At 42.1% G+C, this 19,933-nt stretch carries 23 protein-coding genes; 14 read left to right on the top strand and 9 right to left on the bottom strand.

The window, feature by feature from the left end; all coding sequences use genetic code 11:
* Window positions 1-21: 21 nt before the first annotated feature.
* Entirely contained in the window at window positions 22-1,044 is a 1,023-nt protein-coding gene (murB, locus tag BGC07_RS06435; protein WP_158006884.1) for a UDP-N-acetylmuramate dehydrogenase, read from the top strand.
* Here the strand turns inward: murB and rfaE2 are convergent.
* Window positions 1,041-1,904 carry a D-glycero-beta-D-manno-heptose 1-phosphate adenylyltransferase gene (gene rfaE2, locus BGC07_RS23850; protein WP_394332131.1) on the bottom strand — a complete coding sequence of 288 codons (864 nt, stop codon included), beginning with the start codon at window positions 1,902-1,904 and terminating at the stop codon, window positions 1,041-1,043. The two genes, murB and rfaE2, sit on opposite strands and share 4 nt — an antisense overlap.
* 13 nt (window positions 1,905-1,917) lie before the next feature.
* On the bottom strand, window positions 1,918-2,466 hold the full coding sequence (locus BGC07_RS23845; protein ID WP_394332110.1) for a PfkB family carbohydrate kinase: 549 nt from the start codon (window positions 2,464-2,466) through the stop codon (window positions 1,918-1,920).
* A gap of 95 nt (window positions 2,467-2,561) precedes the next feature.
* Between BGC07_RS23845 and BGC07_RS06425 the strand changes: the two genes are divergently transcribed.
* The 3 genes from BGC07_RS06425 to BGC07_RS06415 all read left to right on the top strand — a co-directional run bounded on the left by BGC07_RS06425 (window position 2,562) and on the right by BGC07_RS06415 (window position 4,117).
* Window positions 2,562-3,119 carry a hypothetical protein gene (locus BGC07_RS06425; protein WP_235602994.1) on the top strand — a complete coding sequence of 186 codons (558 nt, stop codon included), beginning with the start codon at window positions 2,562-2,564 and terminating at the stop codon, window positions 3,117-3,119.
* Window positions 3,120-3,195: 76 nt separating this feature from the next.
* On the top strand, window positions 3,196-3,345 hold the full coding sequence (locus BGC07_RS06420; RefSeq protein WP_235602993.1) for a hypothetical protein: 150 nt from the start codon (window positions 3,196-3,198) through the stop codon (window positions 3,343-3,345).
* Window positions 3,346-3,616: 271 nt separating this feature from the next.
* On the top strand, window positions 3,617-4,117 hold the full coding sequence (locus BGC07_RS06415) for a hypothetical protein (RefSeq protein ID WP_069312424.1): 501 nt from the start codon (window positions 3,617-3,619) through the stop codon (window positions 4,115-4,117).
* A gap of 379 nt (window positions 4,118-4,496) precedes the next feature.
* Here BGC07_RS06415 and BGC07_RS21965 read toward each other — a convergent pair whose 3' ends face one another.
* A complete protein-coding gene (locus BGC07_RS21965; protein WP_235602992.1) occupies window positions 4,497-4,958 on the bottom strand; it encodes a ComF family protein in 462 nt (153 codons plus the stop codon).
* A gap of 144 nt (window positions 4,959-5,102) precedes the next feature.
* On the opposite strand from BGC07_RS21965, the gene bioB reads away from it, so the two are divergent.
* The 5 genes from bioB to bioD are packed head-to-tail and all read left to right on the top strand — an operon-like array spanning window position 5,103 to window position 9,566.
* Window positions 5,103-6,071 (top strand): biotin synthase BioB, encoded by a 969-nt coding sequence (gene bioB, locus BGC07_RS06405; protein WP_069312423.1) that lies wholly within the window; start codon window positions 5,103-5,105, stop codon window positions 6,069-6,071.
* Entirely contained in the window at window positions 6,071-7,264 is a 1,194-nt protein-coding gene (locus BGC07_RS06400) for an aminotransferase class I/II-fold pyridoxal phosphate-dependent enzyme (RefSeq protein WP_069312422.1), read from the top strand. Before bioB ends, BGC07_RS06400 begins: the two co-directional genes overlap by 1 nt.
* Entirely contained in the window at window positions 7,261-7,998 is a 738-nt protein-coding gene (locus BGC07_RS06395) for an alpha/beta fold hydrolase (protein ID WP_235602991.1), read from the top strand. The genes BGC07_RS06400 and BGC07_RS06395 overlap by 4 nt, the downstream gene beginning before the upstream one ends.
* Window positions 7,979-8,845 carry a malonyl-ACP O-methyltransferase BioC gene (bioC, locus tag BGC07_RS06390; RefSeq protein WP_069312421.1) on the top strand — a complete coding sequence of 289 codons (867 nt, stop codon included), beginning with the start codon at window positions 7,979-7,981 and terminating at the stop codon, window positions 8,843-8,845. Before BGC07_RS06395 ends, bioC begins: the two co-directional genes overlap by 20 nt.
* Before the next feature lie 13 nt (window positions 8,846-8,858).
* Window positions 8,859-9,566: a dethiobiotin synthase gene (bioD, locus tag BGC07_RS06385; RefSeq protein WP_069312420.1), complete on the top strand. Its 708-nt coding sequence runs from the start codon at window positions 8,859-8,861 to the stop codon at window positions 9,564-9,566.
* Here the strand turns inward: bioD and BGC07_RS21960 are convergent.
* The 3 genes from BGC07_RS21960 to BGC07_RS06370 all read right to left on the bottom strand — a co-directional run bounded on the left by BGC07_RS21960 (window position 9,529) and on the right by BGC07_RS06370 (window position 12,424).
* Window positions 9,529-9,756 (bottom strand): methylated-DNA--[protein]-cysteine S-methyltransferase, encoded by a 228-nt coding sequence (locus BGC07_RS21960; RefSeq protein WP_235602990.1) that lies wholly within the window; start codon window positions 9,754-9,756, stop codon window positions 9,529-9,531. The two genes, bioD and BGC07_RS21960, sit on opposite strands and share 38 nt — an antisense overlap.
* A 301-nt stretch (window positions 9,757-10,057) precedes the next feature.
* Entirely contained in the window at window positions 10,058-11,551 is a 1,494-nt protein-coding gene (locus BGC07_RS06375; RefSeq protein WP_069312419.1) for a peptide MFS transporter, read from the bottom strand.
* Between the two features lie 69 nt (window positions 11,552-11,620).
* Complete coding sequence (locus tag BGC07_RS06370) at window positions 11,621-12,424, bottom strand: hypothetical protein (RefSeq protein ID WP_069312418.1); 804 nt, start codon at window positions 12,422-12,424, stop codon at window positions 11,621-11,623.
* 87 nt (window positions 12,425-12,511) lie between these two features.
* On the opposite strand from BGC07_RS06370, the gene BGC07_RS06365 reads away from it, so the two are divergent.
* The 4 genes from BGC07_RS06365 (at window position 12,512) to BGC07_RS06355 (ending at window position 14,442) form a co-directional block, all read left to right on the top strand.
* Window positions 12,512-13,309: a transaldolase family protein gene (locus BGC07_RS06365; protein WP_268801624.1), complete on the top strand. Its 798-nt coding sequence runs from the start codon at window positions 12,512-12,514 to the stop codon at window positions 13,307-13,309.
* Window positions 13,310-13,331: 22 nt separating this feature from the next.
* On the top strand, window positions 13,332-13,487 hold the full coding sequence (locus tag BGC07_RS23840; RefSeq protein ID WP_268801623.1) for a transaldolase family protein: 156 nt from the start codon (window positions 13,332-13,334) through the stop codon (window positions 13,485-13,487).
* A 151-nt stretch (window positions 13,488-13,638) separates the two neighbouring features.
* Window positions 13,639-14,148 carry a pantetheine-phosphate adenylyltransferase gene (gene coaD / locus BGC07_RS06360; protein WP_069312417.1) on the top strand — a complete coding sequence of 170 codons (510 nt, stop codon included), beginning with the start codon at window positions 13,639-13,641 and terminating at the stop codon, window positions 14,146-14,148.
* 30 nt (window positions 14,149-14,178) lie between these two features.
* Window positions 14,179-14,442: a YfhL family 4Fe-4S dicluster ferredoxin gene (locus tag BGC07_RS06355; RefSeq protein ID WP_069312416.1), complete on the top strand. Its 264-nt coding sequence runs from the start codon at window positions 14,179-14,181 to the stop codon at window positions 14,440-14,442.
* Window positions 14,443-14,518: 76 nt separating this feature from the next.
* On the opposite strand, the gene BGC07_RS06350 is transcribed toward BGC07_RS06355, so the two are convergent.
* Window positions 14,519-15,886, bottom strand: coding sequence for a NupC/NupG family nucleoside CNT transporter (locus tag BGC07_RS06350; RefSeq protein WP_235602989.1), 1,368 nt, complete (start codon window positions 15,884-15,886; stop codon window positions 14,519-14,521).
* Between the two features lie 154 nt (window positions 15,887-16,040).
* Here BGC07_RS06350 and BGC07_RS06345 point away from each other — a divergent pair, with 154 nt between their 5' ends.
* Complete coding sequence (locus BGC07_RS06345; RefSeq protein ID WP_158006883.1) at window positions 16,041-16,766, top strand: substrate-binding periplasmic protein; 726 nt, start codon at window positions 16,041-16,043, stop codon at window positions 16,764-16,766.
* A 24-nt stretch (window positions 16,767-16,790) separates the two neighbouring features.
* Here BGC07_RS06345 and BGC07_RS06340 read toward each other — a convergent pair whose 3' ends face one another.
* Together BGC07_RS06340 and BGC07_RS06335 are read right to left on the bottom strand one after the other, a co-directional pair.
* On the bottom strand, window positions 16,791-19,112 hold the full coding sequence (locus tag BGC07_RS06340; protein WP_069312413.1) for a Tex family protein: 2,322 nt from the start codon (window positions 19,110-19,112) through the stop codon (window positions 16,791-16,793).
* A gap of 104 nt (window positions 19,113-19,216) precedes the next feature.
* Window positions 19,217-19,933: substrate-binding periplasmic protein (locus BGC07_RS06335; RefSeq protein ID WP_069312412.1), on the bottom strand; the 717-nt coding region annotated here is incomplete at its 5' end.

The raw sequence follows: 19,933 nt of genomic DNA, 5'->3' as shown, positions 1-19,933 counted from the left end.
AATTATATTGTGGAAGTCCCTGTGAATATTATTGAAAATTTTTCTTTACAAGCTTATAACTCACTGGCTTTACCTGCAGTTGCACGTTATTTTATTACAATTAATGCGATGGATGAGCTTGTTGAGTTGAGCCGGCATTATCGTTTAAATACTTTGCCCTGGTTAGTTTTGGGGTCAGGGAGCAATGTTGTCTTTTCAAAAGATTATAATGGCGTCATCATTCATTTGGAATTAAATAATATCTATTATCGTGTGGATGATGAGGCGGTGTATATTCATGCAGAGGCGGGTGTGATTTGGGATAAATTAGTTCAAGAAACTTTAATTAAAGGTTATCCTGGACTTGAAAATTTATCCTTAATTCCAGGAACCGTAGGAGCTGCCCCTGTGCAGAATATTGGGGCATATGGAATTGAATTAAAAGATTATTTTTCCAGCTTACTGGCTTGGGATAGAGAGCTGCAACGATTTTGTCATCTCGATGCGAATGATTGTTGTTTTTCTTATCGTCATAGTATTTTTAAAGAGGAGCCTGGACGCTATATTATTTTAAAAGTCGTTTTAAAGTTGCCTTGTGCTTGGCGGCCGCAATTACAATACCAAGCCTTAAACTCAGCCATGATTGACCAACCCTTAAGCGCTGATCGTATTCGCAACGTTGTTTGTGAGCTAAGGCGCTCCAAGTTGCCAGATCCTGAGCTGTTACCAAATGCCGGCAGCTTTTTTAAAAACCCCTGCATCAATCAAGCTTTGTTTAGCGAGTTGAAGTCGTTATATTCTGATTTGCCGAGCTTCGCAGCGGGTGTTGCTGATCAAGTGAAGGTGCCCGCAGCTTGGCTGATTGAGCAGGCGGGTTGGCGAGGTAAAGCATTGGGCGCGGTGGGCATGTATGAGAAGCAGGCGTTGGTGTTAGTCAATCATGGTGGAGCCTCAGGAGATGAGGTTCTAGAGTTAGCTCAATGTGTTCAGAGTGATGTGTGGGAGAAATTTGGTGTTCAGCTAGAAGTCGAGCCCCAAATCTTTGGCGCTCTGACTGAAAATTAACTTGTTTGCTGTTGGATCTTCTTAACGATGGCCGATGTTGAACAGCCTGGGACCAAATCAATAGTGATGACATCGCCGCCGTTTTCTAACACTTGCTTGCTGCCAGCAATCTCATGCACCTTGTAGTCACTACCTTTGATCAGAGTATCGGGTAAGATAGCGCTGATTAAGCGCTCTGGGGTATCTTCACTAAAGGGAACAACCCAATCAACGCATTCGAGAGCATTGAGTAATTGCATGCGTTGGGCGAGTGGAACAATGGGACGACTTTCACCTTTTAGGCGTTGAATCGACGCGTCATCATTGATGGCAACAATTAAACGATCCCCCTTTGCGCGGGCTTTTTGTAGGTAATCAATATGTCCCGCATGAAGAATATCGAAGCAGCCGTTGGTCATGACTATGTTTTCACCTTGGTAGTGAGCTGTTTTAATTGCTGAGAGTAACTCTTCTTCACTGACAATGCCTGTGATTAGTGGCGGAATACTGTGATCATGGAGTGCATGTTCTAGTTCTTTTAGAGATACTGTAGATGTGCCTAACTTGCCAACGACAACACCGGCGGCTGCGTTGGCAATGTTCATGGCGGTGCGTAGGTCATAGCCGGTAGCAAGGGCGAGACCTAAGGATGCGATCACGGTATCGCCAGCGCCTGTGACATCAAAGACTTCTTGAGCTTGCGTTGGAATATGGGTGGTGCGGCCTTGCTTTTCGATGAGGCTCATGCCAGCTTCACCTCGGGTGATGAGTAAGGCTTCAAGGTCCAGGCGGTGAATTAATGAGTGTGCTTTTTCAACAAGTTCTTCATCAGAGCTCACGTTACCGACAACAGTGGTAAACTCTTTAAAGTTAGGTGTGATGATGGTCGCATGCTTATAGCGATCGAAGCTTGAGCCTTTCGGGTCGATTAAAATCGGTTTTTTCGGCTTTTTTGGCTTTTTTGATTAGGGTCTGAATATCAGCAAGAGTGCCCTTGCCGTAGTCTGAGAAGATGACCGCATTGCAATCACCCAGCTGAATATCGAAATTAGAAATTGCTTCATCGTTTGGGATATCATTGAATTGATCTTCGAAATCAAGGCGAATGAGCTGTTGATGTTGGCTTAATACACGTAATTTAGTAATGGTTGGCACAGCTACTTTTTGAAATAGACAGTTAACACCTTGCTCAGAAAGAAGTTTTTCTAGGCTGCGAGCATTATCATCTTGGCCGGTGAAAGCGATTAAAGAAGCACGTGCACCCAGCGAGGTAATGTTTAATGCAACGTTGCCTGAGCCACCAGCACGCTCTTCAAAGTCATTGATACGGACCACAGGGACTGGGGCTTCAGGAGAGATTCTTGAGGTATGGCCTGACCAGTAACGATCAAGCATAACGTCGCCGATAATAAGGACATGGGCGTTTTTAAAGCTGTGTTGCATGGAAGACCTCATCTATAAATTTTGTTTAGTTTAGAGGCTATTGTAGACGCTGCCAAGTCTTGGTTTAATGACTATGCTTTATATTAATCATAAAGATGAATAATAAGTGTGTTAATCAAGTGATCATAGGGACGGCTCACTATACTCGTTGGTTGATTTTATTGGGATTAATGATGACATTGGTCTCTATTTTATTAGAGCAGTTTGTCGTGGTGAATATGGATCAAGAGCTTGCGCAAAAGCGTGGCAAAGTCACAGAATTAAATTATGTCATTGAGCAAAAGTGGCTGAATAGTCAAGCACAGGCTCAGCGCGCTCTGCTTTCTGAACTGGTGATCTTGCTCTCAGGGGTGGAGCGGCCAAACCTTGGACTAAAAGAATACTTGAAACAACTGATTGAAGATTTAAGATTTAAAGGGCAGCTGCCACAAACACAAACGATGAGTCAATATAACCAGTTACTAAAGAAAGTACTGGGTGAGTATCGTGAGTCGAGTTTAGACTTTATCAATGATCGTTATTTACAGCGTGTTAATCTAGAAAAAGAGATCGTTGCCTTGCAAATGAGCCAGTCACGCTGGAAGAAGGTTGCTTTATTGCTGCAGGTGTTAGGGTTAATATTAATACTCTCTCGAGAAATATTTAGACATTAACTGAATTGCAGTCTGGTAAGGAGCAAGGTAACATCGTATTCAAAGGCTGGAAAAAAGAAAGTAGAAGGATGGGCGTGTGTTACCTGTTGCTATTATAAGTGCTATTGTTTCAGGGCTGATTGCTCATTTCATTGCGTCTAAGCTTGGTTATAATTCAGCGTTGTGGCGTGCGATTGGTGTTGTTTTGGGACCTGTGATTGTACTAACGCTATTATTACTGCTTTAGCCAAGCGATTGATATATTTGGCAGAGTCATATTCTGGCTAATCTAATGTGTCACAATATAAATTTGGGCTTGGGTTGCAATTGAAAGTGTTGCAGTTGTGATTTATAATACTTCCAGCTGTTTGTTTTTGACTTAAAAATTTTCGATGTTAATTTTTATTAATGTTTTAATTGAAATTAAATTTTATTTTTAGTTTGTTTTCTACTGATAAGTAGCAGCTATTTTATTTTATAAGTTTTAAATTTTTTTTGCATTTAAAGGTTTTAGAATCGTGGTGAGAAATATTTTATTTTCTTTGATTTTAATTGCGTGGGGGCATTTGTCGATTGCTTCGATCACATTGACCATTAAAAACAACACTAACCTTCCTATTAAAATTAGTTTTGATGATGATTATTGTATGTACTACCCAAAGAGTTCAAGAACTCCGATTATTCTCGGCCCACATCAGTCTGCGACCTATGGCCAAGCGGATAAGGGAAGTGGCTGGAAGTGCTTTTGGGCATCTCACCATCACTATAGGATAAAGGCTGCTGTTGTTGTTGCTCCTTATATTTATGTTCAGCGTTGTGTTCAGGCAATGGGTGATGAGAGTATATTTTCAACTGCTGATGAATGCCAGGACTCTCAGATGACAGATAAACTGACAATGACTCGATCTGGTGGCGATACGATATGTGAAGGCGGTTATGACCCTTACGCTTACCCTTACCGTTGTGAGGGAGAGGAAATAATGTCGCGTGGTGAAGTTGATATTAACCATGCGAATTAGAAGATAGCCAGTTTAAAGTTTAAATATAAAATTAATATAAATGACTTATTGTTATAAGATTTTTTGATCATCATGCGTTTAGCATATTTTAAATATGTTAATTCCTGTCATTATTTAGTGCGGCATTGGCATTGAGTATCTTAGAGCGTCGCAAGACACTTGTGATTCTAGATTAAGTAGGTAATTAACAGTATTATTTAAGTTTAGGGTTGTATCGTTCTTGCTAATGTCCAGACACTTATCTTTTCTATGTAATTATTACTATTCATTAATAATTGACTGAGTTCAGCAACAGTTGCCCCTGTAGTCATGACATCATCAATAATGGCGATGTGAGTAAAATTTTTATTGATTGGTTTTGTGATCTGAAAGGCATCTTTTAAATTATTTTTCCGTTGATTCTTGTTAAGGCCTGTTTGGGATTGTGTTTTTTTATACGAGCCACTTGGTTGATTATAGGCAGACGATAATGCTTTGCCAATTGATTAGTAATAAGTTGGCTTTGATTAAAGCCACGCTGTTTTAAGCGTTTGTTATGTAAGGGGACAGCAAGTAAAGCATCTGGAAAGATATCTATATTGAGATGTTGAATAAATAAAGTGGCTAATAGTTTCGCAAAAGCAGGGTTTTTCTTGTATTTAAGGTGATGGATGAGAAATTGACTTTGCCAGTTAAACTCTAACAAGCTGTGTGAATAGTGAAAGGGCGGCGGAGAGTTTAGACAGGTGCCACAGAGTGCGTTGTCTGTCATCATCGGCAAGGCACAGCGTGGACAGGCGTCTTGAATAAAAGAAAGATCGCCTAGACAGTCATTACACAGATCATAATATTTTGTATGCATTTGGCAGAGTACACAATGATGTGGAAAGAGGAAGTTCGCGATAGTGGAAACTTTGTTGTAAACTTTTTTGAAAATATAAAAGTTGACTGATGGGTTTCATGCTTTAGTCTACCTGACAGTTTTTGATGAAATTTGGGGTGTTTTATGAAGTCTTCTATACGTCACGATTGGCAACAAAGCGAAGTTGCTAGCTTGTTTAATTTGCCGCTGAATGATTTGCTGTTTCGTGCCCATACTGTTCATCGTCAGTTTTTTGATCCTAATGAAGTTCAAGTGAGCACGTTGCTCAGCATAAAAACAGGAGCATGCCCGGAGGATTGTAAATATTGTGCCCAAAGTGGCCACTATAAAACAAGCTTGGAGCGTGAAAAGTTATTATCACTTGAGAAGGTAAAAGAAGAAGCAAAGAAAGCGAAAGCGGCAGGAGCGACGCGTTTTTGTATGGGCGCGGGTTGGCGTTGTCCACCAGAGAAGCAGCTTGATGCTGTAGTTGATATGGTCAAAGAAGTTAAAGAGCTGGGCATGGAAGCCTGTGTGACGTTGGGTATGCTTTCAGCAGATCAGGCCGCTAAACTGAAAGATGCCGGCTTAGATTATTATAATCATAACCTAGATACATCACGTGAATATTACCCCGAGATTATTAAAACGCGTACTTTTGATGATCGTTTAGAGACGATTGCTCATGTGCGTAATGCTGGGATTAATGTCTGTAGTGGTGGCATTGTCGGTTTAGGTGAAGCACGGCATGATCGTGAAAGCTTACTGATGGAGCTTGCGAATATGTCAGAGCAACCTAAGAGTGTACCGATTAATGTGTTAATTCCGATTAAAGGCACACCGCTAGAAAATAGGGAAATTATTGACTCTTTTGAGGTGATTCGTACCGTAGCTGTCGCACGGATTATGTTACCTGAATCAATGATTCGACTCACCGCAGGCCGTCATTTGATGAACGATGAAATGCATAGTCTAGTGTTTTTTGCCGGGGCGAATTCGATCCACTCAGGAGAAAAGCTATTAACGGTTCCCTCTCGTCATTATGAGCAAGATTATGCCTTATTCGACAAGCTTGGTATTAACAAAAAGGAAGTTGAGTTAGAGTCTGCCTAATGGCTTTAGATGCAGAACTTGATTTGCAACTGGCTGTTCATAAAGAAAAACGGCGCCTGCGTGTACGTCAGAGCATGGTGCAATTAGAACATGCAAGCTGCCAGATTGATAATAAGCATTATGTGAATTTCGCTAGCAATGATTATCTTGGGCTAAGCCAGCATGATGCACTTAAGCGGGCTGCAACACGGGCGATTAATCAATATGGCGTGGGTAGTGGCTCATCAGCACAAGTTAGTGGTTTTCATCCAGAACATGAAGCTTTACAAGAAGAGTTTGCTGAATGGTTGGGGGTGGATGCTGTATTGCTTTACTCGTCGGGTTATCTGGCAAATGTTGGTGCGTTAACTGCGCTATTGTCACGCAAGCAATTAGTGGTTCATGATAAAGACAATCATGCATCGCTTTTAGATGGTAGTTTGCAGGCTCATGCACGTATTCAGCGCTTTGCTCATAACAATATGCTAGAACTTGCTCGTTTACTTGAAAAGGCTAAGGCAAGACACCTTTGGGTCGTGAGTGAAGCACTGTTTAGTATGGATGGCTATACCGTGCCGATAAATGCGCTAGTTGAAATAATAAAGCAATTTCAGCTGAATTTATTGCTTGATGAAACCCATAGTCTGGGCATTATAGGATCAAAAGGCCAAGGGCTGATTCAAGCTTATGCTCGTGATGTGAATCTAGAAAAAATGCCAGAAGATTATTTATTAACTGCCGGTTTAGGGAAGGCCTTTGGTGTTATGGGAGGGGTTGTTGCAGGTTCAAGAAATTTAATTGATTACTTAACGCAATTTTCAAGAAGTGCAATCTATACAACCGCCCAGCCTCCTGCACTTGCCGCGGCGGCTCGAGCGAGTTTAGCTTTGATTCGTGCGGAACAAGGTGATGAGCTGCGTGGAAAATTAAAGGAGAATATCGGGCTTTTTCATCGATACTGTAACCAATTGGGCGTTATTTATCATCAAGGCTCACGTTCGCCTATTCAGGCGATTATTTTAAAGACTGAGCAGGGAGTCTTAGACTGGCAGCAAGCATTAAAAAAGCATGGCTTTTGGGTGGCCGTGATGCGACCGCCTTCGGTGGCAGAAGGGGCCTCGCGTTTGCGCATTACTATCACGGCTGCGCATCGCAAGGCCGATATTCAAGGTTTAGTTGAAGTTTTAGCACGTTTGCAAGAGTTAAAATCATGATGAAAAAAAGAAATGTGGTTTTAATTCATGGCTGGGGAGCATCTTCTTGGGTGTGGCAGCCCCTTATTGCTGAGTTATCGGCTGATTTTAATTTTTATCCTATTGATTTACCTGGTTATGGCAAGGCGCAAAACCACTCTTTTGGAACGATAGAGCAAGTAGTTACAAGCTTATTTAATGATATTCCTGAGAGTAGTCTTGTTATTGGTTGGTCTTTAGGAGGGTTAATTGCACGGCAATTGGCAATGATTGCTCCGGATAAAGTGCAGGCATTGATAACGATTGCGAGTCCGCCTTGTTTTGTGAAAAGTGATAGTTGGAATGGTTTAGCGCCTGAGCAATTATTAGCGTTTAAACAAGCTTTGGTTGAAAATGTTCGGCGAGTTAAGCAACGGTTTTGCGCCTTACAAATTCAAGGCAGCAAAAAGCCTAGTGATTTTGGTCTATGGTCTAAGCATTTTATTCAAGATAATGTGAGTGTTGAGGCGTTAAGTCAAGGCCTGGAGGTTTTGAGGACGGCTGATTTTAGAGGGGTTGAAGCGGACTTTGAACAACCACAACTGCACCTTTATGGCGATTGTGATAGGATTGCGCCATTTACTGCGTCTTACTATCAAAAGACAGGTTTGAATTATCAGATAATAATGGGAGCGGCTCATTTACCGTTATTATCTCATCTGCATGAGCTGGTGGCTCAAGTGAGAATGTATAGTTATGATAAAGCAACAATTTAATAAGCAGGAAATTTGTAACGCCTTTAATCAGGCGGCAAATCACTATCAAGATGCAGCAATTTTACAGTTAGAAATTGCTAAGCGTTTGGATGAACGTTTGGATTTTGTTCACTTAAGCCCTGAAAAAGTCGTTGATTTAGGCTCAGGAACGGGTGTACTGACGCGCCATATGAAGTCCCGTTTTACTAAAGCGCAGGTGATCGGCCTTGATTTAGCTGAAAAAATGTTAAAACAAGCGCGTGCTCAGGATAAATTATTTAAAAAAAATAACTGGTTAGCCGCAGATATCGAGCAATTACCTTTTGTTAGTGAAAGTCTAGATTTAGTGACGAGCAGTAGCTGTTTGCATTGGGTGAGCGATTTGCCCAAAGTGTTCAGTGAAGTTTGGCGAGTGTTAAAACCAGGCAGTTTATTTACTTTCACAAGCTTTGGTCCTGATACTTTAAAAGAATTAAAAGCAAGTTTTAGCGCGGTAGATCATTATCCACATGTCAATGAATTTATTGATATGCATGATATTGGCGATATGTTGCTAAAACAAGGCTTTTCTGACCCTGTTATGGATATGGAATATATTCAAATGACTTACTCGGATGTGATGGGCTTGATGAAAGACTTAAAAACTATTGGGGCGAATAATCATGCTCAGCATAAGCGTCGTGGCTTAATGAGTCGTAGTGCACTGGAGCTGATGAAAAAATCCTATGAGCAATATCGTAATAGCGAGGGCGTATTACCAGCGACTTTTGAGGTGATTTATGGTCATGCTTGGGTTCCTGAGCAAAAACAGCAGCTAAATTCGGGTGAGGTTTTAGTTTCACTTGAAAGTTTAAGAAAGAAAAAGTAATAAGGAAAACAGCATGCAAGGGGTGATTATTGTTGGTACAGATACTGAGATCGGCAAAACTTGTTTTGGCACAGGTCTAGTATATCGCTTGCTTACAGCGGGCCTCGACGTTCAGCCGTTGAAGCTGATTGCCGCTGGTGGGCGAGAAGTCAATGGTGTTTTTAAGAATGAAGATGCCGAGGCGTATGAGAGGTTAGTGCAAGGGAGTATCCCTTATGAAAAAATAAACCCGATTTGTTACGAGCCGCCTATTTCGCCTCACCTGGCTGCTAATGAATTGGGTGAATCTTTATCCGTACAGCGTTTAGTTGCAGCAACTAAAAGCAGCTTGGTTGATCACAAGGATATAGTTATCTTAGAAGGGGCCGGTGGCTTAATGCAGCCTCTAAATGACAAAGAAACTTTTTTAGATGTTATAAAAGTTTTAGGTTGGCCGGTTATTTTTGTCGTTGGCTTACGCTTGGGGTGTTTAAATCATACTTTATTGAGCATGAAAGCACTGAAGCATGAAAATATTCCTTGTTTAGGCTGGGTGGCGAATATTTTAGATCAAAATATGCTTTATTTGTCTGAAAATATTAAAACACTTCAAGCACTTTTACCCATTCCTTTAGTTGCAACAATTCCATACTTACAGCCTTTTTCAGTTGAGCAAGTGGCTCGACATATCAATGTCGATTTTATTACAAAGCACCTTCGTGTTGCAGCAGCCACTCCTTAATAGTTAAAAATTTGCCTGAGGTTTTGCCATGAAAACCACCCATGCCTTGTTTAGAGACAATGCGATGACATGGAATAATCACCGGAATAGGATTGGTTCTGCATGCTGCACCGATAGCACGTGGGCCTGTTTGAAGTTTTTTGGCCAGCTCGCCATAGGTTAAAGTCTGTCCGCGTGGAATTTCTTGCAAAGCTTGCCAGACACGCCTTTGAAATTCTGTGCCTTCGAGTTTAAGCGGAATTGAAAATTGTGCATCTGAATTTTTAAAATATTGTTTTAGCTCAGCAATAATCTTTTTATGGGTTGTTGGAATAGAGTTTTTATTTTTGCTTTTTTAGCTCAGCTGGGTTGGCAAAGCGCAGTTCAGTGAGCACCTCTTGATCGGTAGTAATAGCCAGCGGGCCAATGGGAGAATCAATGGCAGTTTTCATAGTTATCTCTATCTTTTCTACTTTTTGAAATAAACATTGTTGGATAGCTTGAGATACAGCTTACTTTAACTGACTTTTGAAGCCAAATGCTCTTGGGTGAGATTTTTTAATTTTTGGTACAGCAAAAAGCAGCAATATACCGATAAGAATTGATGCCCAACCCAGCATATTGAAAGTATGGCTATAGTCAGGGTTGGTGATGAGAGGGTTTGTGGTATTTGTATGTGAGCCGACTGCAAGGGCTGAAACCTGCGCTGCTAAAACGCCTGCGACACCGGAGACCATCATCCAGGTTCCCATCATGACGCCTTGTAGGTTTTTAGGTGCGAGTTGACCGATCATGGCATAACCAATCGGGCCCATAAAAAGCTCCCCAGCAGACTGTAGGCCGTAACTGAGTAATACCCAAACAACGCTGACATAGCCGCTTGTGCTTGCGAAATGAATGCCGATAGGCAGTAGGGCAATTCCAGCACCGGCGAGTAATAAAGAGCAGGCAAATTGAGTGGCAAGCGAGATATGAATGTTTTTATCACGCAGATAGTTAAACAAAAAGGTTAATAATGGGCCGCCGATAATAATGACAACGGTATTGACATTAAGTAGCCATTGAGGGGCAATTTGTATGCCGAATAAATGGAGGTTTACATTGTGTTCAGCAAAGATAGTCAATGCCATGGGGGCGAGTAGTGCTTGGACCCAGAAAATTAAACTGGCTAAAGAAAAAATGAGGTAAGCAAAGACCTTGTTGCGTGAAACTAGGTTAGGCTGGCGTATTGCTAAGAAAGCGATCACAAGGACCATGATCGAACCTACAATGAGCACCAGGCTGTGGCTGAACTTTGAGTGAGTTAAAAAGGTTTTGATGATTGGGATGAGAATAATGATCAGAGTAAGGCCAGCGAGCGAGCGGCGCGTAAATTCTGTGCGTGTTGCTTCTTTAAGTTGAGTGGTGCGATCAGCAACCCCCTGCCAATTGAAAAAGAGAATAACCAGGGTAATGGCATTACCTAGGCTGGTGAGTAAAAATAGTGAATGGTAGTCATGAGTGAGCTGAAAGTGGCCGGCGACAATAAAACCGATCATAAAGCCAATATTCATACCGCTATAATTCCATAAAAAAGCGCTTTCACGGGCTTTGTCTTCCGGGGCATAGCGTTGAGTTAGCATCATATTGATGCAGGTGACATTTAAGCCAGATCCGGTTAAGAAGAATGCGAGGCCCCAATAGAGGTGACTGGCTGTTGCAGAGGCGAGCGTCCAGCAGCCAATGACCTGTAAAAGCATGCCGATTGTAAATAGATTACGGTTACTGAGTAAGCGTCCACCACAGTAGCCGCCTAAAAGGTGAAGAGCATAATTAAAGGCGGTAAAGCTGCCCATGATGCCGGCAGCAGCTACAGCGCTAAACTTAAGTTTGTCGGTCATGTAAAGGACCAGCGTTGAATAGAGAACGGCAAACCCCAAGGTTGCAAACACTTGAATAAAAAACAGCGAACCACTGCCTTTGGGGAGTATGCGCTCTAGTTTAGAACGCTGTTGAGGCTGATTCATTGAAGTTAGGGCCTTTGTTTAAATTAATTATTCGCAGGGTTTTATTATGCTAAATTAACGCTGAGTTTGTTAAGCAAGTGGGTCATCGTTGTTATTTTGTTCTTCTTGTGTCGACTTCGTTTTGGGTAAGTAATGGGTGTATTGGGTGAAGATTAACGTCATTAAAAATGGGAAGATCGCCGCATCGGCAAAAATAGTAATCACTTCCTCAACGCCTAGGCCAGCGGCTGAGAGGCTTTCTACCGATAGATTAATGTTAGTGAGTATGCTCGTTAACAGCATATAAGCGAGTAAGGGCGGCAGTAAAAGAAAGAAATTACTACGCCAGATGGGTTTGGAGCGTTGGATACTTAAGAGGATACTTTTAATAATACTTTGTTTTTCAAACAATAAAATGCAAGGCGCAAAAAAGACAAAGCTAACGCTGATAAGAACAATAAGTAAATAAATTAAAATTATTGCAGAGGGGAGTACGGCTGCAACGAGGCGAGCTGCAAAACCTGCGATAAGCTGGATGACAACAAATAAAATCAGTGTGAGCACAAGCATAGAGATAAAGCGTGCTGCTGAGTTTTTAGCAATGGCACTAAATGGCGTGTCAGCGTTCATATAGCGCTCTTTTAATGTAAAGAGCTGAGCGTTTTGGCTAAAAGCAAGGATGCAGATAAATACGAGTTGCGAGATGACGATTGCAGTAATCGCTTTTTTCACGGAACTTGAGCTTGCGAACTGTGTCATGATAGTGTACTTGTAAAGTGCCATCAGCGCGAATGTTGCGAACGCAATTGGGAATAGCCGAGTAAAGGCATGTTTATATAACCCCCAAGCACGTTGAAATATGACAACCGCGGGCACTTTATTTTGATCTGACATCTACATTTCTCTCTCAACAAACTACAATGCCGTAGTATACAGGAAATGAAGTATTGTCAATGGGTTTTTTTATGTTAGGAGAATCGAATGACCGAAGGGTGTGCTCAAAGCACAGAATCAAAACAACAGCTTAACCAGCTCGAGCAACTGCGCCAGCTTTCAGAAGTGGTCGCAGATACAGGAGATGTCGCCAGTTTTGTCACTTATCAACCTAAAGATGTGACGACGAACCCTTCATTACTTTATCAAGCTGCAGAAAAGCCAGAATATGCGCCTTTGATTAAAGAAGCGATTGATCGTGCGACAACACCCATAGGGTTTGATTTAGGCCTTTGCTTGGATATATTAGCTGTGACCATCGGCCGTGAGCTATTGCAGCTGATTCCTGGTGTAGTCTCAACAGAGATTGATGCGCGCTTATCGTTTGATACTGATGCGATGATCGAGCGAGCGCATCGCTTGATCGGCTTATACAGCGATTATGGTATCCCTAAAGATCGTATCTTGATTAAAATTGCCAGCACTTGGGAAGGTATAGAAGCAGCTCGAGTACTAGAGCAAGAAGGTATCCATTGTAATATGACCTTGATTTTTTCTAAAGAACAGGCGATTACTTGCGCTCAAGCCGGCGCTTATCTAATTTCCCCCTTTGTTGGTCGCGTCCTGGATTGGTATAAAGCGAAAAACATTGCCTATGAAGGCCATCCGGGAATCGATTTAGTGCGTGATATCCATAATTGCTTTAAATCGGCTAATTTTAACACGGTTGTGATGGCGGCGAGCTTTCGCAGCAGTGATGAGGTTTTAGCGCTTTCTGGCTGTGATCGTTTAACGATTCCACCAAAAGTATTAGGTCAATTACAAGAAAAAAACAGCAGGCTTTGAAAAAGCTCTAGTACAACAAGAAGTGAATGGTGAACCTGAAAAAATCACCGAAGCTGATTTTCGCTGGGCGATGAACCAAAACCCGATGGCTGAGGAGAAGTTGGCTGAGGGTATTCGTCGTTTTGCTGCAGATACAGTATTGCTTGAAGAGAAAATGTTGGCTGAATCCAAAAGCTAAAATAAAAGCTAGGGTGAGAAGTGAAGCGATGTAATTCAGGCTTTATTTTGAACTTTGATATAATAATTGATAAATGTGGTATGATCTTCGCGGTGTTTATACGCGGCGGTAATGCCACATTTTTTGTTGTTATTGTAGTATTGAGGGTGTGATGAAGGTAACGGCTATTTATCCTGGAACGTTTGACCCAATTACCAACGGCCATGCGGATTTGGTTGAGCGTGCTGCACGATTGTTTTCAAAGGTTGTGGTTGCTGTTGCTCATGTAACACACCCGACGAAGACACCGCTATTTACCGTTGATGAGCGGGTGAATCTGGCAGCCGGCGCATTGAGACATTTGGAAAATGTTGAAATTTGTGCTTTTGAAGGTTTATTGGCTGATTATGTGCAAAAGAAGAAAGTCCACCTCTTAATTCGAGGTTTGCGCGCAGTTTCTGATTTTGAGTATGAATTTCAGCTTGCGGCGATGAACCGCCAGCTCGCACCGGACGTGGAAACGATGTTTTTAACGCCTTCTGAGAAATATTCGTTTATCTCATCGACGTTGGTGCGAGAGGTGTCCAGTTTAGGGGGGGATGTTTCCGCCTTTGTGCCTGCAAATGTGGCTGAAGCATTAAAGCATAAGTTTTCAGAAAAGTTATTATCTAAGAAAAATTAGATTACTGTAGCTAAGAAGTAGTATAAAGTCATGGCGTTAAAGATTTTTGATGAATGTATTAATTGTGATGTCTGCGAGCCTGAATGCCCAAATGAGGCGATTTATCAGGGCGAAGATATTTATGAGATAGACCCAACAAAGTGCACGCATTGCTTGGGGCATTTTGAAACGCAACAATGTGTTGAGGTTTGTCCGGTGGATTGTATTATTATTGACCCGGATAACCCTGAAAATGAGGAAACGCTTTGGGCGCGTTATCATGAATTAGTAAAGAGTGATGACAATAATAAGTAAGCTATGTAATTGACTTTCTAAGTTGAAATAAATGCACGTTGAAGCAGAGAAATGGCGAGTATACTCGCCATTTTTATTAGCTGTGAATAATGGGGACACCCAAACTGTATAGCGCACCGACAACTGTTCCATTCATGCAGGTGACGATGGTTCCTGCAAGCATGGCCTTAAAGCCAAAGTTAACGATGGCTTTACGCTTTTCTGGCATCAGGCTGGTGAAACTGCCGAGCATGCTACCGACACTACCGAAGTTAGCAAAACCACACATGGCAAAGACCATCATAATCTGGATACGAGGGTCAAGGTGGTGCATGGTTGCAAGTTGGCTATAAGCAATCAGCTCATTGGTTGCAAGCTTGGTGGCCATCAATTCTGCTGCCATTTGAGCATGTTCCCAAGGGATGCCCATTAGCCACATAAAGGGCGTTAGGATATAGCTCAATAATAGTTGAACGCTGACTACATGACCGTGAATTTTAGGTAATAAAGCAAGGCCATGGTTGATAAAGCTAACGAGTGCAAGAGCGGCTAACATCATGATGATGATTGCCATCAAGGTCTTACCACCCTCGAAGATTCCCTGTGTTAATGCATCCATCGCACTTGAAGCACGTTCATGCTTTAAATCAGCTTGATTGGTGGTTGTTTCTTCAGTCTCAGGCACCATGATTTTTGAGATGGTGATGACTGCGGGGATCCCCATGATGACAGAAGTGATGACATAACCGATCACGCCTTTTGGAAAGATAGGTTGCAAGAAGATCACATAGAGTCCCATTACTGTCCCTGCAACGGCAGCAAGACCCATGGTCATCATGGTAAAGACTTCGCTGCGTGTTAAGTGCTTGAGGTAGCTGCGAATCGTTAATTGTGCTTCTGGGTAGCCTAAAAATATATTGGCGGAAAGTACGGTTCCAAGTGCGCCGCCGATGCCGGCGAAGCGATGTAAGAATTTAGAAATATGACGAATGATAAAAGGAATCACCCCCCAATAAGTCAATATTGCACCGATTGCACCGATGACAATGACCATGGGCAGTGCTTGTAGCGCGAGAATAAAGGTATTACCGCCGGGCTTGACCTCAAAGGGTGTAGAGCCGCCACCTATGTAGCCAAAGACGGTTGAGGTGGCTTCTATCACCGATTGTTGTAGGGCGATGATCACTTCATTCATCTTGGCAAAAAAGAGGCTAAACAGTGGAATATAAAAGAGAATTAAGGCGACAACAACTTGGGCGATTAATCCATAACAGACGGGTTTCCATTTGATCGCACGTTTGTTTTCACTAAAAATAAGGGCAAGTAGGCAAAAGCCAAGAAGCCCTAGGACTCCGTGGAGAACGGATTCAATCATGTTGCAGCTCACTTTATAAATGGGGTGATGTTGCTTTGCAGCGTCAACGTTTTCCCATAATGTTACAGAATTGCTAACGGATTCTATCAAAAGTCACTCTATTTGTCAGCTTTAAGGAATAAATTGAAAAAATTAGCGAAGAGGCGCAACTCGTATTGCTTTGTTAAGCTGTAAATAGCCAGAATTAAAAATTGCATGTGTGCTAGAGATGATGAGATTTGTAAGTTGTTTGAGCTTTATCATATTGCCAATTATATCTGTCACTGTGATTGCAGCAGAAAAATTAACTTTTTACACAGAGAGTTTCCCGCCCTTTAACTTTAAAAATCAACAAGGTGAGCTGACAGGTGCGTCCGTCGACTTGTTGAAAGCAGTGCTTAAAGAGGGAAGTTATCAGCAAAGTGAATATGAAATAAATCATGTCAATTGGACGCGTGCCTATAACATAGCTTTACATATGCCGGGTTCTGTTGTGTTTTCTGCAGCAAGAGTCGACCAGCGCGAACCTTTTTTCTATTGGGTTGGGCCTATTACTGACTCTCCTGGTGCCATTTTTATCAAAAGTAGCCGCACATTAGATCCAAATAAAGCAAATAGTTATCAGTACTCCGCCATCAAAGATGATGCTTCGGTTTCTCGATTGTTGAGTTTGGGTGTACCTATTGCCAATATTCATTACAGCTATGATTTTAAAAATATGGTGAGTCAGGTGAAAAATAACCGAACCGACGGTTTTGCTTACGGCTTTTACGCAGGAAGTTGGTTGCTGAAGCAATCAGGATTTAAATTAAACGAGTTTCGTGTCTTTAAAAAACTGATTTCCAGAAAAGTCTATTTTGCCATGAATCTTCAAACTGATATTGAAGCTAAAAACCGTTTTAAGAGCGCCTTTGAAAGTTTTATAAAAAAGAACCCAGATTTTATTAAGGAGCGTATTCATTACTATTTGCAATGTGCCCCGGATTGTTGAAACTCCAAGGCACGTACTGTTTATTTAACGATTTTTTAAGTTGAGTTTGGCAAATGCGGCTGCCATAGCAGATTCACCTTGTGCCGGTTGCTGTTTTACTGGTTTGTGATATGGGCCAGTTTTCGCTTTGCTCTCTGTACTTTTTTGCCCCTTATTGCTGCTAGTACTTGATTGAGTGGCTGAGTCATTGAGCCTCATCGATAGGCCGATGCGGCGACGAGGAATATCGATATCAACGACTTTTACTTTGACAATATCGCCGGCTTTAACAATTTCACGGGGGTCGCTGACAAAACGATCAGCCAGTACGGAAATATGGACTAAGCCATCTTGATGAACACCGATGTCGACAAAGGCACCAAAATTTGTCACATTCGTCACGACACCTTCTAAAATCATGTTCTCTGTGAGGTCTTTGATCTCATGAACATTCTCTTTAAAGGTGGCCGTTTTAAACTCTGGGCGAGGGTCGCGACCTGGTTTATCGAGTTCGTTGATAATATCCTTAATGGTGGGTTCACCGAATTGATCATTGATGTAATCATGCGCTTTGAGTTGACTAAGAAAGTTATGGTTACCGATGAGTCCTGCAATATTTTGGTCGTTCTTGGCGGCAATGTCCTTTACAACGGCATAGGTTTCAGGGTGAACAGCAGAGGCATCCAGAGGGTTATCGCCATGATTGATGCGCAAGAAGCCTGCGGCCTGCTCGAAGGTTTTCGCGCCTAAGCGTGGGACTTTTTTAAGAGCGGTGCGGTTTTTAAAAGGCCCTTGCTCATTACGGTAATTGACAATATTTTGGGCAATCGTGTTATTTAAGCCGGCAATGCGAGTTAGCAGTGGCGCTGAAGCCATGTTGACGTCAACACCGATGCTATTCACACAATCTTCGACAACACCATCCAATGAGCGAGCGAGTTGAACTTGATTGACATCATGTTGGTACTGGCCGACACCGATGGCTTTAGGTTCGATTTTTACAAGCTCTGCAAGTGGGTCTTGTAGGCGGCGAGCAATAGAGACTGCGCCACGAAAAGAGACATCGAGTTCTGGAAACTCTTGAGCTGCAAGCTCTGAGGCTGAGTAGACCGAAGCGCCAGCTTCTGAAACCATAATTTGTGTGAATTTTAGTTCTGGAAATTGTTTTTTAACCGCCAAAACAAGTTGATCGGTCTCGCGGGATGCGGTGCCATTGCCAATGCTGACCAGCTCAATACTATGTTTTTTGATGAGTTCGGCGATGATGTGAATGGATTGATCCCATTGCTTTTTGGGGGCATGAGGGAAGATAGTCGTATATTCGACGAGTTTGCCGATAGCATCGACGGCAACAACCTTAACGCCTGTACGCAGGCCTGGGTCCAGGCCTAGAGTTGGGCGAGCACCTGCCGGAGCAGCAAGGAGCAAATCTTTTAAATTTGTTGCAAAAACTTTAATTGCTTCTTCTTCAGCGCGCTCACGAATAAGCGTAAAAAATTCTGATTCTAGGCGTGTGAGTAGTTTAATGCGCCAAGTCCAGCGGATGGTTTCTTGTAGCCATGAGTCTGCTGGGCGACTTTGGTGTTTAAAGTTTAAGTGATCGGCAATGAGTATTTCACTTTGAGCTGATCCTGTTTCTGTTGGCGCAGGTTCGGGTAATAGTTGTAGATTTAAAACCCCTTCACTGCGCCCGCGAAATAATGCTAATGCACGGTGAGAGGGAATTTTGGTAATTTTTTCTGAGAACTCGAAATAATCTTTAAATTTAGCACCGGCCTCTTCTTGGCCGTTGATGACTGTTGATTGAATTTCAGCGGAGTTTTGTAAGAGTTGACGCACTTTCTCAATAAGCGTTGCATCTTCTGCAAAACGCTCCATGAGAATATAGCGAGCGCCTTCCAATGCTTTTTTGATATCAGTAATGGACTGATCTTTATTGATATATTTTTCAGCTTCGACTTCTGGGGGTAAGCTTGGGTCATTAAAGAGGGCATCAGCTAATGGCTCGAGTCCGGCTTCGATTGCAATTTGGCCTTTAGTGCGACGTTTGGGCTTGAAGGGTAAGTAAAGGTCTTCAAGCTGGTGTTTGGTCTCTGCTTCAAGAATCTTTGCTTTTAGCTCAGGAGTGAGTTTTTCTTGCTCGCTAATGCTTTTCAAGATAGTTTCGCGGCGCTCTTCAAGCTCACGAAGATAACGCAAACGCTCTTCTAAAGTACGTAGCTCAGAGTCATCGAGAGTACCAGTGACTTCTTTACGGTAGCGGGCAATGAAGGGGACCGTGGCACCTTCATCGAGTAAATTGATTGCTGCGGTGACTTGCCATTCTTTGACTTTGAGTTCTTCTGCGATTTTAAGGTTGATATTCATAGATAAACAATCTCATAAATTTAATCGAAATTACTACTAATTGAGACAGGGTAATCCAATTATCTATGAGCGTCTAGAACGGGGCTAATATTACAGCATAACGACTATTGAATGTAGGAGTCGATTACTTTTTTAATGGTGCCATTTTTGCGCATCTCTTTAATGGCTTGATTAAATTTAGGGAGGCTTTCGGCAAGCTCAGAGTGTTTATCGACAAGGAGAACAACAGCTAAAGAGCGATAGTTGTATGGCAAAGCAATAAAGTGCTTTCTCAATCCCATCGCCATTAATAATTGATCGCCAATTTCTTTGGGGCTGATGGTCAAATCATAACGCCCTAGCGCAATTTGGCGTAAGCACTCGGTTTGATCTTGTGTAAATAGTGCTTTTATCTTATGTATTTTAAATTGTTGCCTTGCCCATGCATTATTTTTGTAATCACACACTTTGAACTTTTTAAGACTATTTAATGATGCTATTTCTTTAAGGTCAGCTAGCTTTTTATTTTTTTTAAAAACAAATGCGTTTGAATGAATTGTGAATATAGGGTCTGAGGCGACCATTTCTTCACGTTGTTTTTGGTTAGGGACTGTAGCCAGCGCACTAATAATTTTCCCCTTGACAAGCGCTTCGGCTTGCTCTGCTGGAAAACTAACGGCTTCGCTTTGTAAGTCAGCCTGAGATAAAGCGATACGGACAATATCAACGAGTATGCCTTTGGTCTTGCCTGAGTTTAGCTGATAGCTATAAGGCGGCCATTTTCCATCATAAGAAATCGTCATGACGGTGGTATGAGCGGTTGCACTTTTTATGAACAATAA

This window comes from Piscirickettsia litoralis (assembly GCF_001720395.1).
Classification (GTDB): domain Bacteria; phylum Pseudomonadota; class Gammaproteobacteria; order Piscirickettsiales; family Piscirickettsiaceae; genus Piscirickettsia; species Piscirickettsia litoralis.
The sequence above is the reverse complement of the archived record's forward strand: the minus strand, read 5'-3'. Positions and strand labels throughout refer to the sequence as shown.